The sequence below is a fragment of the Bordetella ansorpii genome, from assembly GCF_900078315.1.
In the GTDB taxonomy this organism is placed as follows: domain Bacteria; phylum Pseudomonadota; class Gammaproteobacteria; order Burkholderiales; family Burkholderiaceae_B; genus Bordetella; species Bordetella ansorpii.
Genome location: NZ_FKBS01000006.1, coordinates 173,506 through 188,883, shown reverse-complemented (window position 1 = coordinate 188,883; position 15,378 = coordinate 173,506). Strand labels below are relative to the sequence as shown.

14 protein-coding genes and 1 riboswitch are annotated in these 15,378 nt (G+C 68.2%); of the genes, 5 read left to right on the top strand and 9 right to left on the bottom strand.

The features are described 5' to 3' along the window. The 4 genes from A7W11_RS01945 to A7W11_RS01930 form a co-directional block, all read right to left on the bottom strand. A partial coding sequence (locus A7W11_RS01945; RefSeq protein WP_066407007.1) for an ABC transporter permease occupies positions 1–793 on the bottom strand: 793 nt, incomplete at its 3' end. A gap of 4 nt (positions 794–797) precedes the next feature. Further along, positions 798–1,610, bottom strand: coding sequence for an ABC transporter permease (locus A7W11_RS01940; protein ID WP_082887033.1), 813 nt, complete (start codon positions 1,608–1,610; stop codon positions 798–800). A gap of 56 nt (positions 1,611–1,666) precedes the next feature. Then, positions 1,667–2,677 carry an ABC transporter substrate-binding protein gene (locus A7W11_RS01935; RefSeq protein ID WP_066407005.1) on the bottom strand — a complete coding sequence of 337 codons (1,011 nt, stop codon included), beginning with the start codon at positions 2,675–2,677 and terminating at the stop codon, positions 1,667–1,669. Positions 2,678–2,679: 2 nt separating this feature from the next. Continuing rightward, on the bottom strand, positions 2,680–3,717 hold the full coding sequence (locus tag A7W11_RS01930) for a LacI family DNA-binding transcriptional regulator (RefSeq protein WP_066407002.1): 1,038 nt from the start codon (positions 3,715–3,717) through the stop codon (positions 2,680–2,682). Between the two features lie 253 nt (positions 3,718–3,970). Here A7W11_RS01930 and A7W11_RS01925 point away from each other — a divergent pair, with 253 nt between their 5' ends. Further along, positions 3,971–5,269, top strand: coding sequence for an amidase (locus A7W11_RS01925; RefSeq protein WP_066406997.1), 1,299 nt, complete (start codon positions 3,971–3,973; stop codon positions 5,267–5,269). Positions 5,270–5,374: 105 nt separating this feature from the next. Here the strand turns inward: A7W11_RS01925 and ilvB are convergent, their stop codons facing one another. Further along, a complete protein-coding gene (gene ilvB, locus A7W11_RS01920) occupies positions 5,375–7,192 on the bottom strand; it encodes a biosynthetic-type acetolactate synthase large subunit (protein WP_156522965.1) in 1,818 nt (605 codons plus the stop codon). Between the two features lie 93 nt (positions 7,193–7,285). Here ilvB and A7W11_RS01915 point away from each other — a divergent pair, with 93 nt between their 5' ends. Further along, positions 7,286–7,762 (top strand): Lrp/AsnC family transcriptional regulator, encoded by a 477-nt coding sequence (locus tag A7W11_RS01915; protein ID WP_066406993.1) that lies wholly within the window; start codon positions 7,286–7,288, stop codon positions 7,760–7,762. Here A7W11_RS01915 and A7W11_RS01910 read toward each other — a convergent pair whose 3' ends face one another. Next, positions 7,763–8,683, bottom strand: a complete 921-nt coding sequence (locus A7W11_RS01910) for a bestrophin family protein (RefSeq protein ID WP_066407373.1) — start codon at positions 8,681–8,683, stop codon at positions 7,763–7,765. 120 nt (positions 8,684–8,803) lie between these two features. On the opposite strand from A7W11_RS01910, the gene A7W11_RS01905 reads away from it, so the two are divergent. Beyond that, complete coding sequence (locus tag A7W11_RS01905; protein WP_066406991.1) at positions 8,804–9,301, top strand: SET domain-containing protein; 498 nt, start codon at positions 8,804–8,806, stop codon at positions 9,299–9,301. Positions 9,302–9,419: 118 nt separating this feature from the next. Next, positions 9,420–9,572: riboswitch (FMN riboswitch) on the top strand. Between the two features lie 107 nt (positions 9,573–9,679). After that, positions 9,680–10,372: a 3,4-dihydroxy-2-butanone-4-phosphate synthase gene (gene ribB, locus A7W11_RS01900; protein ID WP_066406988.1), complete on the top strand. Its 693-nt coding sequence runs from the start codon at positions 9,680–9,682 to the stop codon at positions 10,370–10,372. A gap of 59 nt (positions 10,373–10,431) precedes the next feature. Here ribB and A7W11_RS01895 read toward each other — a convergent pair whose 3' ends face one another. The 3 genes from A7W11_RS01895 to A7W11_RS01885 are packed head-to-tail and all read right to left on the bottom strand — an operon-like array spanning position 10,432 to position 14,605. After that, the gene (locus A7W11_RS01895; protein WP_066406982.1) at positions 10,432–11,481 is read right to left on the bottom strand and encodes an HlyD family secretion protein; all 1,050 of its coding nucleotides are present in this window, start codon (positions 11,479–11,481) and stop codon (positions 10,432–10,434) included. Between the two features lie 17 nt (positions 11,482–11,498). Continuing rightward, positions 11,499–13,043, bottom strand: a complete 1,545-nt coding sequence (locus A7W11_RS01890; RefSeq protein WP_066406970.1) for an MFS transporter — start codon at positions 13,041–13,043, stop codon at positions 11,499–11,501. Beyond that, positions 13,040–14,605: an efflux transporter outer membrane subunit gene (locus tag A7W11_RS01885; RefSeq protein WP_082887032.1), complete on the bottom strand. Its 1,566-nt coding sequence runs from the start codon at positions 14,603–14,605 to the stop codon at positions 13,040–13,042. The genes A7W11_RS01890 and A7W11_RS01885 overlap by 4 nt, the downstream gene beginning before the upstream one ends. Positions 14,606–14,697: 92 nt before the next feature. Here A7W11_RS01885 and A7W11_RS01880 point away from each other — a divergent pair, with 92 nt between their 5' ends. Then, a complete protein-coding gene (locus A7W11_RS01880) occupies positions 14,698–15,375 on the top strand; it encodes a TetR/AcrR family transcriptional regulator (protein WP_066406962.1) in 678 nt (225 codons plus the stop codon). Positions 15,376–15,378: the final 3 nt, after the last annotated feature.

The window sequence follows — 15,378 nt, the reverse complement described above, 5'->3', positions numbered from 1 at the left end:
GGGGGCCATGCCCGGCCAGCCATTGCAGGCCGACCAACAGGGGCATCAGCATCAGCAGGAAGACCAGCGTATACGCCGACGCGACTTCCAGCCGCATCGAGGCGTAGCTGTCGGCCAGGCCGACGGGCAGGGTCTTGGTCAGCGGCGTATGCAGCAGCCAGGTCAGGTTGAATTCGCCGATGGACAGCGTCAGCACGGTGAGGCCGCCGGTGACGATGCCGGGCGCGGCGTTCGGCACCACGATCGTCAGGAAGCGGCGCAGGCGCGACGCGCCCAGCGTGGCGGCGGCCTCGTCCAGCACGGCCAGGCCCGCGCCCGACATGCTGGCGCGCGCCGCGCGCACCATGAAGGGCAGCGTGAACAGCACGTGGCCGATCACGATGAAGGCCGTGCTGCCGCGCAGGCCCGGCAGGGTGCCCCACGACACGATCAGCGCCAGCGCCGAGGCCAGGCCCGGCACCGCCACGGGCAGCGTCAGCAGCTCTTCGAGCGCGCGCGCCACGCGGCCGCGATACAGCGTCAGCACCCACGCGGCGGGCACGCCGACCAGCGTGCAGACGATCAGCGTGGATACCGCCACCGCCAGCGAGCGCCAGATGGTGCCGGCGTACAGGTCCCACACCTGCGCCACCCAGCGCAGCGTGAAACCGCTGGACAGGCCGACAAAGTAATTGCGCGTCAGGCCCGCCAGGATGGACAGCACCACCGGGCCGATGAGAAACGCGGCCACGGCCAGCGTCACGGCCAGGCCCAGCCGCATGTCGGTCCTGGAATGCAATGGAGTCGTGGTCATGGCGTCATCCCGCGGCGCCTGCGCGCGTGCCGGCCACGCTGTGGGCGATGTACAGCACCACCCACGTCACCAGGCCCAGCACGATGGACAGGGCTGCGGCCACGGGGATGTTGGCGTAGTTGGTGAACTCGTTGTAGATGGTCAGCGGCAGCACGTCGATGCGCGTGCCCAGCGTGAACACCGTGCCGAACGCGCCCATGCTGGTGGCGAAGCTCATCGCGCCGGCGCCGATCAGCGCGGGCGACAGCGCGGGCAGTTCGACGTCGACGAAGCGGCGCCACGGCGACGCGCCCAGCGTACGCGCGGCCTCCAGCAGGCTGATATCGATCTGCTCGGCGGCGGCCGACACCATGCCGATGGTGCGCGGCAACGAGAAATACAGATACCCCAGGAACAGGCCGCCCATGCCGTAGGCGAACACCACGGACTCGGCGCCGAGCCATTCGGACATGGCGCCGAACACGCCCTGGCGGCCCGCCAGCAGGATGATGAGGAAACCGACCACCACGCCGGGAAACGCCAGCGGAAACGCCAGCAGGGCCAGCAGCACGCGGCGCCCGGGAAACTGGCGATGCCAGGCCAGGAAGCGGCCCACGGGCAGCGACACCAGCAACGTGGCCAGCGTCGCGCCCAGGGACAGCGCCGCGGTGTTGAACAGGCTGCGCCAATAACGCGGGCTGGTCAGCACCGTGACGTAGGCCGAATGGCCATCGACCGTGCGGCCGCCGGCCAGCGCCAGGCCGGCCATCGGCAGCAGCCAGAACGCCAGGAACAGCGCCGCGGCGGGCGCGGCGAACAGAATCCAACCGCGGCGCACGTCAGCGCCGTCCAGGCATCGGAATACGCGCGCGCGATTGCGGGACCTGCGTCACGTCAGTTGATCTCTTTGGTGTAGCGCTCGGCGAACGCGCGCTGCACCGACGCCATTTCGGCGTAGTCCACCGTGCCGGCACGGGCGTATTCCGAGGCCGGCAGGAACTTCTTCTGGGCTTCGGCCGAGATGGTCTCGGGGCGCACGGGGCGCAGGAAAGCATTGGCCCAGATCGCCTGGCCCTGGTCCGACAGCGTGAAATCCAGCACCTTGCGGCCGTTGTCGGCGTGCGGGGCATTGGCCACCAGGCTCATCGTGTACGGCACGGCGATGGTGCCTTCGGCCGGGATCACGAACGCCACGTTCGAGGCGTCCTTGTACTTGGCGCGGTAGGCGTTGAAGTCGTAGTCGATCAGGATCGGGATTTCGCCGGACAGCACACGAGCATAGGCGGTCTGCTTGGGCACGATGGGGCTGTTGGCCTGCATCTTCTTGAACCAGGCGATGCCCGGATCGAAGTTCTGCAGCGTACCGCCCAGGGCGCGGTTCACGGCCACGGCGCCCACGTAACCCACGAAGGCCGAGGCGGGGTCCAGATAACCGACCATGCCGCGGTATTCGGGCTTGGTCAGGTCGGCCCACGACTTCGGCACCGGCTTGCCCTTGAGCGCGTCCACATTCACCATGAAGCCCAGCGTGCCCGAATGGATGGCGAACCACTTGCCGGCCGGGTCTTTCATGCCGTCGGGGATGCGGTCCCAGTTGGCGGGCTTGTAGGCCTGGATCAGGCCGTCCTTGTCGGCCTGGATGCCGAAGGTGACGCCGTAGTAGACGACGTCGGCCACGGGATTGGCGCGTTCGGCGGCCAGCGAGGCCAGCGACTGGCCCGAGTTCTTGTTGTCGGGCGGCACGGTGATGCCGGTGGCCTTCTTGATGGCCTGGATCTGCGTGGCCCAGTCGGCCCACTCGGGCGGACAGTTGTAGCAGACGGCGTTTTGCGCCTGGGCGGTGCCGGCGCCGATGGCCAGCGCGGCCAGCGTGCCGCGCAGCAGGGCGTTCAGTATGCGTTTCATGATCAGGACTTCCTGGTGGGTCGCGTGGAAGAGGCGGGAGCGGCAACCGTGCCCCCGGGGAGAATGCGATGCGGCAGCCGCACGGACTGGATCTCTGCGCCATCCAGCAGCGCCAGCAGGTTGGCGCATGCGGTGGCGCCGATCTGCCGGCTGGGCTGCTCGACCGAGGTCAGCGGCGGCACCATGAGCAAGCCTATGGCCACGCCGTCGAAGCCGCAGACGGAAACGTTGCCCGGCACGCGCAGCCCCATGCCGACCAGATGGGCAATGACCGAGGTGGCCAGCAGGTCGTTGGAACAGAACAGCGCGGTGGGCGCCTTGGGGCCTTTCAGCGCATCGCGCAGCACCTCGGCGCTGGCGGCCGTGTGCGCCGGCATGACAATGTGCCCAAGGGGGTCGAGATCATGCTGGCGCGCGGCGGCGCGGGCGCCCTCGAGGCGGCGGCGCGCGCGGTCGGAAGCGGCCAGCGGGCCGGTGACGATGGCGATGCGGCGATGGCCCAGCGAGGCCAGCAGCCCGACCATCTCGCGCGCGGCGGCGCGGTTGTCCACCGACACGAAGGGATGGCTGGTGGATTCGTTGTAGGCCAGCACGTGCGGCATGCGGGCGTCCTGCAACGCGGCCAGCGTGGCGTTGCGCGTGGGCGTGCCCACGGTCAGGATCAGGCCATCGACCTGATGATCGATCAGCTCTTGCACCACGTGCGACTCGACGGCCGGCGCATAGCCCGTGGTGGCTACCATGACGCTGTACCCGGCCTGGCGGGCATGCTGCTCGGCGCCCTCGAAACAGTCGGCGAACACCGGATTGGTCAGCGTGGGCAGCAGCAGGCCGATGGTGCGGGTGCTGCCGGCGCGCAGGCTGCGGCCGACGCGGTTGGGGCGGAAGCCGTCCTCCCGCGCAATGGCCTCGATGCGCGCCAGCGTGTCGGGCTTGAGCAGCTCGGGCTGGTTGAACGCGCGCGACACCGTGGCCGGCGAGACGCCCGCCTTGCGGGCCACTTCGACGATGGAAGGACGATGGGGGGCTTTGCGGTTCACGGCGGCAGCTTCTTTGAAAACGTTTTCAATTTAAAACCGCCGCGTGACAACCTCATGTCACCCACACGATTGCCGGGTACGCCGCTTGCTTCACCCTATATGTCCGGCATGAGGCCATATTGCCGCGTGGGGTTGGCGCAACAGTGGTCTTGCTTCTACACTTCAGACATATTTGGTTGAAAGCCTTGGCCTTGGAACGAATTTCCCATTGCCGGCGTCATAAAGAAAGAAAACACTCGTTGGGGAAAACGGGATGTCGACCGTATTGAACAAACTGGGCGCGCTCGAGGCCGCTCGATTACTCAACCGCCGGGAATTGAGCGCCGAGCAGTTGATACGCGCCTGCCTGGCGCGCATCGAGCAGCGCGAGCCCCACGTGCAGGCCTGGGTGACCCTGAATGCCGAGGCCGCCATCGCGCAAGCGCAGGTGCTGGACCGCGGTCCGGTGCGCGGCGTGCTGCACGGCCTGCCGCTGGGGGTGAAAGACATCTTCGACACCCACGATCTGCCCACCCGGTACGGCTCGAGCATCTACGAGCACCACCAGCCCGACGCCGACGCGGCCTGTGTGGCGCTGTGCCGCGACGAGGGCGTCGTGGTGCCCGGCAAGACCGTCACCACCGAATTCGCCACCTACACCCCCGGTCCCACCCATAATCCGCGCAACCTGGCCTATACGCCGGGCGGCTCGTCCAGCGGCTCGGCTGCCGCGGTGGCGGACGACATGGTGCCGTTGGCGCTGGGCACGCAGACGGCCGGTTCCATCATCCGGCCGGCCGCGTATTGCGGCGTCGTGGGCTTCAAGCCCAGCTTCGGGCGCGTGCCGCGCGCCGGCATGAAAAACCTGTCCGACTCGCTGGACACCATCGGCGGCTTCGCCCGCTCGGTCGAGGACGTGGGCCTGCTGGCCTCGGTGCTGATGCGCGATCCGCGCCTGCTGAAGCTGGACTACGACGGCAAGCCGCGCATCGGCATGTTCCGCTCGCAGCAATGGCGCCATACCCAGCCCGAAAGCCGCACGGCCTTCGAGCACGCCGCGCGCGTGCTGTCCGCGGCGGGCGCGCACGTGCAGGACATGCCCCCGCCCGATGAAGACTGCATGGTGGTGCAACTGCACGCGGACATCATGTCCTTCGAGGCCGCGATGTCGCTGGCCTTCGAGCGCCGCATGCATGGCGCGCAGCTCAGCATGAAGCTGCAGGCCGTTCTGGATGCCGGCGCCGGCATCTCGGCCGAGAAGTACCTGACGCTGCGCCAGCACGCCGCGCGCATCTGCGCGCGCATCGACACCTGGTTCGACGACTACGACATCCTGCTGGCGCCCAGCGCGGCGGGCGAGGCCCCGTTCTATGAACAGGGCACGGGCGACCCGCAATTCTGCCGCGGCTGGACGCTGGCCGGCGTGGCCACGGTGCACCTGCCTTTCGCGCAGGGGCCGCAGGGCCTGCCGGTGGGCCTGCAGGCCATCGGCCGAGCCCACGACGACCATCGCCTGTTGTCCATCGCCAACTGGGTGCAGGGCGTGCTGGCCGAACAGCCGCCCGAAATGTAAGCCCGGCCGGTATCCGACGCAGAACGCCGCCTCATTGAACTCCCCCGCGGAGGCTTGGCGACCCCCAAGCTGCGCAGGTCAATTCATATCCGGCGGCGTTTTTTTTCAGGCCGAAGGCTCTTCGTACCAGACCCCTTCGGACAGCATCATGCGATGGTGGCCGTGCCCCGCGGGCATCATCGGGAAGCAGTTTTCCTGCGCCTGCACCACCACGTCCAGGAAGAACGGACCGTCGTAGGCCAGGCATTGCGCGAGCGCGGCATCCAGTTCGGAAGGATGCTCGACGCGCGCGGCGCCCCAGCCGAACGCCTTGGCCAGCGCCACGAAATCGGGCAGCGCCTCGTTGTAGCTGTGGCTGTAGCGGCCGCCGTGGATCAGTTCCTGCCACTGGCGCACCATGCCCATGTAGCCATTGTTGCACAGCACCACCTTGACGGGCGCGCGGTGCTGGATGGCAGTGGACAACTCCTGGATGTTCATCAGCACCGACGCGTCGCCGCTGACGCACGCCACCGTGCGGTCGGGATAAGCGATCTGCGCGCCGATGGCGGCGGGCACGCCGTAGCCCATGGTGCCGGCGCCGCCCGAGGTCAGCCAGCGGTTGGGGCGGTCGAAGCGCAGGTACTGCGCCGCCCACATCTGGTGCTGGCCCACGTCGGTCGAGACGATGGCGTCGCGGCCTTCCAGCGCGGCGTTCAGGCGCTGCATCAGGTGCTGCGGCAGGATGGCCTTGTCGCTGGGCGTGAAATCCAGGCAGCGGCGCGCGCGCCAGGCCTCGATACGGCGCCACCAGGCATCCAGCCGGGCGACAGGCAAGGCCGGCAGATCGGCCGACAGCGCCTGCAGCATCGGCAGCGCATCGCCCACCAGGGCCACGTCCACGCGCACCACCTTGTTGATCGAGGTGGGGTCGATGTCGATATGGATCTTGCGCGCATTTGGGCAGAACTCGGCCAGCTTGCCGGTGATGCGGTCGTCGAAGCGCGCCCCCACGCACACCACCAGGTCGGACTCGTGCATGGCCAGGTTGGCTTCCAGCGTGCCGTGCATGCCCAGCATGCCCACGAACTGCGGGTCGGAGGCCGGGAAGGCGCCCAGGCCCATCAACGTCAGCGTGCAGGGCGCGCCGCTGGCACGCACCAGGGTGGTAAAGGCCGCGCAGGCGTCCGGCCCCGCGTTCACCAGGCCGCCGCCGCCGTAGAACACGGGGCGTTCGGCCTGCTCGATCAGCGCCAGGGCACGGCGCAGCGCACCTTGCGGCAGGCGGCCGGCATTCTTGTTGACGTGCCGGCGCGCGCGCAACTCGGCCTCGCCGCGGCGCTGCATGGCGGCTTCCGAGTCCGCGCAATCGGGATCGGGTGCGGCCAGTTGCACGTCCTTGGGCAAGTCCACCAGCACCGGGCCCGGGCGGCCCTCGCGGGTCAGCGCGAAGGCGCGCGCCACCACCGACGCGACCTCGCCCGCGCAATGCACCTGCGTATTCCACTTGGTGACCGAGCGCGAAATACCCAACGCATCGCATTCCTGGAAGGCATCGGTGCCGATGGCCGACGTCGCCACCTGGCCGCTGATGCACAGCACGGGAATCGAGTCGCACATGGCGTCCAGCAGGCCCGAGGTGGTGTTGGCCATGCCGGGACCCGACGTGACGAACACCACCCCTGGACGGCCGGTGCTGCGCGCATAGCCCTCGGCGGCATGCACCGCGGCCTGCTCGTGGCGCACCAGCACGTGGCGCAGGCGCGGCTCGGCGTGCAGCGCGTCGTACAGCGGCAGCACGGCGCCGCCGGGATAGCCGAACACGGTGTCGACGCCACAGGCGATGAGGGTATCCAGCAGGATCTGCGCCCCGTTGCGAGGCGGTTCGGCGGCGTCCAGGACGGCGAGGGCGGAGGGGGAGAGACGATCGTTCATGTTGACCATCTTAGGGCCAGATGGGAAGAATTTTTATCTTATTTTCTGCATATACCGTCCAGTTGCAGTAAATTCTTCTTCGATTCATCGAAAATGAAGAAAATGACTCTGGACAAATTCGATCTCGCCATCTTGAAGGCATTGCAGGACAACGCGCGCGCCAGTCTGAACGACATCGGCGCGCTGGTCGGCCTGTCGCCCACGCCCTGCTGGAACCGCATCAAGCGCATGGAGAAAGAGGGCGTCATCCGCGGCTATACGGTGGACATCGACCCGGCCAAGCTGGGATACACGGACACCGTCATCGTGCACGTCACGCTGGAAAGCCACAGCGAAGAGACGCTGTACGAGTTCGGCCGTGCGCTGTCCGATATCCCCGAGGTGCTGGAGGCCTTCCTGGTGTCGGGCGACTACGACTATTACATCCGCATCGCGGTGCGCGACACGCGCGACTACGAGCGGCTCTTGCGCGAGCGGCTCTACCGCATTCCGGGCATCCGGCACAGCAAGTCGGGCTTCGTGCTGCGCAGCCTGAAAGAGACACGGCTGCCGCTGATGGCGCCGCCGGCGGCCGGCTGATTACATCAACACGTAGTCGACCGGCTTCAACGGCTCGGGCAGCGGCTGCACGCCCAGGCCTTCGAGCAGGTCGATCTCGATGGTGCGCGCCATGGCCTGCAAGGGCAGGTCGTTCTCGGCCATGCCGAAGGGTTCTTCCAGCTCGTCGCCCAAGGCGTCCAGGCCGAAGAAGGTATAGGCCACGATCACCACGGCCAGCGGAGTCAGCAGGCCCAGCGCCCCCACCAGCCCGAACGGCAGCAGCAGGCAGAACAGCCAGGCCGTGCGGTGCAGCAACAGCGAATAGGCGAACGGCGGCGGCGTGTTCTGGATGCGTTCGCACGCGGCCTGCACGCCTGCGCAAGCGCCCACGCGCAGCACCATGCCCTGATAGACCACGTCGCCGATCACGCCACGGCGCAGGCAGTCGGCCAGGTCGGCATTGATGGCACGCAACAGGGCATCCGGCACGTTGCGCCGGCCCGTACAGCTCTCGATGTCGGAGGTGTCCAGCCAGGGCCGCGCGGCGGTCAGCACATCGGTGTCGCCACGCAGGCGGGCCGCCAGGCCGTGGGCATAGGCGATCAGGCGGCGCACCAGCCGCGCCTGCAATTCGGGCTCGGGCGGCGCCAGCACCGCGGCGGATTCGCGCGCCAGGCTGCGCACCTGCACGATCAGCTCGCCCCACTGGCGGCGCCCTTCCCACCAGCGGTCATAGCAGACGTTGTTGCGAAAACCCATGAACACCGACAGCGCCAGGCCGAACAGCGAGAACGGCACCGCGCTCAGGTGGCCCGGGTCGAACCAGCCGCGCGAATGCACCCAGCCGATCGCACAGGACAGCACCAGGATGCACAGCAGCTTGGGCAGGACGATGGGGATGATCGATCCGCGCTTGATGAACAACAGGCCCAGTGCGGAGGGACGCGGACGGACGATCATGATGGGAACAAGGCGGCACGGCGAATCGATGGCGAGCACTATACGCCTGTGCCAGGGCAATGGCGTAACACACGCGCCGATATAATGGCGCTCGCTTCCGCCCACCGCACCCCGTCCTCAATGACCTCCGACATCGCCAAACCGTGGTACGCCGTGCGCAGCTCCAAGCTGCATGGCAACGGCGTCTTCGCCGCCCGCAAGATCCCCGCCGGCACGCGCATCATCGAATACGGCGGCCGCCGCATCACCCCGGAAGAGGCCGATCGCCGGCACCCCACCAATCCCGACGATCCGTTCCACACGTTCTTCTTCGCGATCAGTTCGGGCAAGGTCATCGACGGCGGCGACAACGGCAATGACGCACGCTGGATCAACCACGCCTGCGCTCCCAACTGCGAGGCGCAGGAAGGCGCCGGCGGCAAGCGCGTCTACATCGTGGCGCTGCGCGACATCAAGCGCGGCGAAGAGCTGTTCTACGACTACGGCCTGGTCATGGACGGCCGCATCACCAAGAAGCTGAAAGATGGCTACCGCTGCCTGTGCGGCGCGGCCACCTGCCGCGGCACCATGCTGGCGCTGCCCGAAAAGAAGAAGAAAAAGCAGCCGGACGCGGCGTGAGCCGGGCGCGACGGGAAAGCGCGTCCTTAAGCTTCTGAGCAATCTGTCTGAGCCGCCGGCGGTCCGCCCGCTTCGACAGGCGTACAATTCCCGCACGGTCGCCATCCCGCGACCCGCAGTACGTCTTCAGGGCGGGGCGAAACTCCCCACCGGCGGTATGCCGCGCAATGCGGCGAGCCCGCGAGCGCCCGTGGTCTTTCCGACCACGGGGTCAGCAGATCTGGTGCGATGCCAGGGCCGACGGTCACAGTCCGGATGAAAGAAGATGTGCCGGCACGCCATTCACGGCAAGGACGCTGCGCGTCCGTGCCGCGCATGGCGTACGGCTGTCCGTAGCCCTGGAACGTTTTTCGCCCCTTTTTTCGCGAGAGCGTTTCAATGTCCTCTACCGTTGCTTCCCCCGCAGTTTCCCCCCTGTACGCACAGCCTTTCGCCATGCGGCTTGCGCGCGCCCTGCAGCACCTGCGCACCGGCCGTCCCATCATCCTGATGGACGACGCCGACCGCGAGAACGAAGCCGACCTGATCGTCGCCGCCGACAAGCTCACCGTGCCCGTGATGGCGCAATTGATCCGTGACGGCAGCGGCATCGTGTGCCTGTGCCTGCCCGGCGAAACGCTCGACAAGCTGGGTCTGCCGCCCATGGTCAGCCATAACGGCGCACGTCACGGCACGGCCTTCACCGTCTCCATCGAGGCGCGCGAAGGCGTCAGCACCGGCGTCTCGGCGGTCGACCGCGTCACCACCATCCGCGCGGCCATCGCGCCGCAGGCGCAGCGCACCGACCTGGTCAGCCCGGGCCACGTGTTCCCGCTGCGCGCGCAGCCGGGCGGCGTGCTGACGCGCCGCGGCCATACCGAAGGGTCCGTCGACCTGGCCGAACTGGCCGGCCTGCGCCCCGCGGGTGTGCTGTGCGAACTGATGAACCCCGATGGCACGATGATGCGCGGCGCATCGCTGGAACGCTACGCGGCCATGCACGGCCTGGTGGCGCTGCACATCGCCGAACTGGCCGACCATCTTCGCGCGCGCGCTGACACGCACCAGCCCACCGAGGCCGTTGCAGCCTGACGCCGCCTCGAAAGACATGGGCCGACCAGACCGGCCGGCCCATGCCGCCGGCCTCCACCTCAGGAACGGCCGGACCCGGCTTCGACGTCGATTTCGGGTTGCACCGACATGCCCACGCGCAACTGGTCCAGCCCCGGCTGGCCCGGGTCCAGCGCGATCCGCACGGGCAGGCGCTGCACGATCTTGGTGAAATTGCCCGTGGCGTTGTGCGGCGCAATCGGCGCATAACTGACTCCGCTGGCGGGCCCCAGGCTTTCGACCGAACCCGAGAAGGCCAGGCCCGGCAAGGCATCCACGACGATGCTGACAGGTTGGCCCGCATGCACGCGCGCCAACTGCGTCTCGCGGAAATTGGCCTCTATGTAGATGTCCTGCAACGGCACCAGTGTGACGATGGGCTTGCCGATGGACACGAAGCTGCCCACGCGTACCGCGCGCTCGCCCACCGTTCCGGCGACCGGCGCCACGATGCGTGTGCGCGTCAGTTGCAACTGGGCCAGCTCCAGCGCGGCCGCGGCGGTCTGCCCCGTGGCCTGGGCCTTCAACAGCGCCGCCTGCAAGGTATCGGTCTTGCGCGTCTCGGCCTGCAACGCCGCGTCATTGCGGTCGCGCGCGGCCTGCCGGATGCGCAACGCGGCATCGGCCTGCTGATAGGCCTGCGCGGTGCCGGCGCCGTCCTTGGCCAGATTGCGATAGCGCGCCGCGTCGGCGCGCGCCAGCGTCAATTCGGCCTCGCTGGCGGCCAGCTCCGCCCGCCGCTGGCGGATGGCCGAAGCCTGCATCGCGATCTCCGCCTGCAAGCCCTGCACGGCCGCCGCGGTCTCGGAGACGCGCGCGCGGGCGCTCTGCACCGCCAGCACGAAATCGCGGTCGTCGATCCGCGCCAGCAGATCGCCAGCCTGCACAGCCTGGTTGTCTCGCACCGCGACTTCGACGACCTGGCCCGCCACCTGCGGCGCCACCAGCGTCATATCCGCCATGACATAGGCATCGTCGGTCGCCTGCGCCGATGCGCTGGAGGCAGGCCGGTTCAGCACGTAGAAGCTGCCGGCGATGCAGGCGGCCAGCACGCACGCGCCTGCGATCTTGATGGACTTGGGAAGTGCCATGTTCGTATCTCTATCGATCAGGAAGAACGGGGCCGGGGCTGCGGCGCCGGGACGTATCGCATGACCAGCGCGCAAGGAATCAGCAACAGCGCGGCCACCCCCAGCACCCGGTACGCGTCCGCCAGCGACAGCACGGCCGCCTGCTGATGGATGACCGCGCCCAGGGCCGGCGGCTCATGCAGGCCTCGTGCCGAGGCGCCCCCCAGTTGGTCGAGCAGCATCTCGGCGTGAAAGCGCTCGCGCAGCTCCATCAGCCGCGACACCGCGGCGGACCCGGCCAGCGAGGCCAGCGCGCGCAGCAGATTCACGATGCCGGACACGTAGGCGCCTTCCGTCGGCTGCACCACGCTGGTGGCCAGGAACAGCATGGACACCACCGCCAGAGGCTGCCCAACGGCCTGCAGCATCTGCGGCACGAGAAACTCCCGCCACATCCACTCAGGGGTCAGGTGGCTGCCCAGCAGGCAGGCCCCGGCAATCAACAGCAAGCCCAACGCCAGGGTGAACCGGGCGTCCACCCATCTGCGGTACAGCAGCAGCGACACCGCGGGCGCCAGCACCAGTTGCGGCAAGCCGATCAACAGCCCGATCGGCGCGGACTGCAGTGCGCGGTACTCCCACTGGCGCGTCAGGTGCGACACCGGCAACAGCGAACCCGACAGCAGGATCGCCACCAGGAAGAAAAAGATGGTGAAGCCCAGCCCAAGGTTGCGCCGCTCCAGCAATTGCAGCTTGATGAAGGGCGCAGGATGATGCCATTCCGTCAGCAGGTACATGCCCAGGCAGGCGGCACCGCACACGGCCGCGCACACGATCAGGGGCGACTGGAACCAGTCCAGCCTGCCGCCCTGGTCCAGCGTCACCGCCACCAGCGCCAGCCCCAATGCGCCGAACGCCATGCCGAACCCGTTGGCTTCTTTGAATCGCTCTGTCCTGGGGGGATCCTGCGGAATGCCCCAGGCCACCAGCGGCGCGGCCAGCAGGGCGGCGGGCACGACCTGCCAGTACACCAGGCGCAGATCGGACAGCCGGTCCGTCCACAGCCCCGTCAGCCAGATCGCCACGTTCGGAGAGAACGTGGCGGTCATCGAATAGATGGCCAAGGCATACAGGCGCAGGCTGGGCGGAAGAAATCGCAACGCCGCCATCATCAGCAACGGAATCAGCGCGCCGCTTGCCAGGCCCTGCACCGCGCGCAACGCCATCAGCAACTCCAGGCTTCGCGCCCACGGCAGCACGATGGCGATGGCGACAATCACCGCCAGCATCATCAAATGAAAGCGCCGCAGCGACAGCGTGACCGCGAACCACGCGGCGAACGGCATGGCGATCAGTTCGCCCGCGCTGTAGGCCGTGCTCAACCACGAGGCCTCATCGATCCCCAGGCCCAGGTTGCCTCGCAGGTCGGCCAAGGCGAGGGATCCCACGCGGCTGTTGATGCCGGACATCACTGCGGCGATGAAGATGCCCAGCAAGCCGATGGCCAGGCGCGGGCCGAACGCGGCGGCGGAGGGCTGCGGCGCGAGCGACGCGCCGGCAGGCGTTGCGGCGTTCACGGTCATGATGCGGACGGCTGCCCACGCGTTGCCGAGGTTTGCGATCGAACCGGAGCATGCAAGGCATCCGCAGGCTCGGCGCCATGGCCGGAAGCCGCCGCGGCTGCCTCCGGGTCCGGGCCCAGGCCGGGATCCCAGCCGCCTCCCAGAGCCTTGTAAAGCGCCACCAGCGACGTGCCGACCGCCGTCGTGCTGTCGGACAGCGCCAGTTGATCCCTCAGCAATGCCTGCTGCGCGACCAGCACGCCCACGTAGTCGGCCACGCCGTTCCGGTATTGGCTCTGCGTGGCGGCGAATGCCTCGCGCGAATGTTCGTAGGCCTTGGCCAACGCGTCGTGCTGCTGGTACTGCGCGCCGCGCGCGTTCAATGCATTGTCGATTTCATGCCAGGCCTGCAGCACGGTCTTGCGGTAATGGATGGCCGCGGCCTGCTGGCTGGCGCGGGTCAGTTCCAGCGTGCGCGTCAGGCGGCCGCCTTCGAAGATGGGCAGATGAATGGACGGGCCGATGGCGAAGTTGCGCGCGCCCCAGTGACCAAGATTGTCGTCGTCCAGCGATTGCAGGCCAAATGATCCGCCCAGCGTGATGCGGGGATAGAAATCGGCCTGGGCCGCACCGATGTCGGCGGTGGCCGCATGCAAGGCGGCTTCGGCCTCCAGGATGTCGGGCCGGCGGTGCGCCAGCTCGGACGGCAGGCCCACGCCGACGTGGTCCGGCGCCCGCGGCATCGTGCCCGTGGGGGCCAGCAGCGCATCCAGCTGGCGCGGCGCTTGGCCGCTGGACAGCGCCAGCGCGTTCATCAACGCATGCTGGCGTTGCGACAGTTCGGGCGCCAACGCCTGCACCTTGGCCAGTTGCGCTTGCGCGGCGGCCAGGTCGAAGCGCGTGGCCACGCCGTTGCGCTGCCGCGTCTGCACCAACTGCACCATGTGCTGCGCCAGGGCCTCGTTCTGCCGGGCGATGTCCAGGCGCTGCTGCACGCCGCGCAGCACCAGATAGTTGCGGGCGATCTCGGCCGCCAACGTCACGCGGACAGCTTCGCGCTGGTAGACCTGCGCCTGCATGCGCGCCAGCGCGGCTTCGTTCAGCCGGCCCTGGCGATTCCACAGGTCGATCTCCCAGTGGGCATCGAAACCGGTCTGCCAGAGATCGGTCGGGTCGGTCGGCGCGCCCAGCGCGGCCATCGGGCCGTACTCGCTCAGCCGCTGGCGCGCATAGCTGCCGCCGGCATCGACCCGCGGATACAGCCCGGCGACGGCGACGCCGTATCTGGCGCGGCTTTGCGCCAGGCGCGCCGACGCCGCCTGCAGATCCAGATTGGTGTCCCACACCCCGGCCAGCAATCGATCCAGCACCGGATCGCCGAACAGGGTCCACCACCGGCGCGGGACGGCATCGGGCGACACGGCGGCCTGCGCGTGGAGGGCATCCGGACGCGGCGCGAGCTGCACGGCCTGCAAGGCCGGGGCGGGAGGCTGGAAATCGGGCCCCACGGAGCAGCCCGCCAGCAGGGCGGCCGCCAGCGGGAGCGTCAGCAGGGTCGAATGGTGTCTGGACGGAAAAATCATTTGACAAGCAAAACTGTACTGAACGGTACAGTTCACATGCTAGGTTGTACAATCCTGCTTGTCAATAAAATTGAACTGAAAGGTACAGTTTTATGTCCCTACCTGCCCCTCCCCCCGCCGCCCGAGCGAACGCCAAGGCCGCCAAGATCCTCGAAGCGGCCCGCGACGTGTTTCTCCAACACGGTTTTGCCGAGGCCACCTCGGACATGATCCAGCAGGCCGCTGGCGTTTCGAAGGCGACCATGTACGCGCACTTCGAGAACAAGGAAGCACTGTTCATCGCGGCCATCGAGCATCAATGCGGCGAAGTCGTGGCCGAGATGCGCAAGACCGAATTCGCCACCGGCCCCATCCAGACGATGCTGACCGAGATCGGGCGCACCTATCTGCTGCAGGCGCTGTCGCCGCGCGGGCTGGCGACGGTGCGCGTGGTGGTGGCCGCCGCGCCGCGTTTTCCGGCGCTGGCGCGCACATTCTTTGTACTGGGTCCGCGCACGGTCTGCGAACTGGTCGCCCGGCACCTGGCGCTGGCTATCGAACGTGGCGACATAGACCTGGGCACGGTCGGCCTGGACGTGGCGGCCAATCACTTTCTCAGTCTGATCCGCGGCGAAGCCCAGTTGGAATGCCTGCTGCATCCGGACAGCCGGCCATCGGAAGCACAGATCGAAAGCTGGACGACGTCCGGGGTGGAAACCTTTCTGCGAGCCTATGGCGTCGCGCACCAGAAATCGGGCGCGCGCGCTGGCAGGAAGACGGCGCGCGCATAGTCA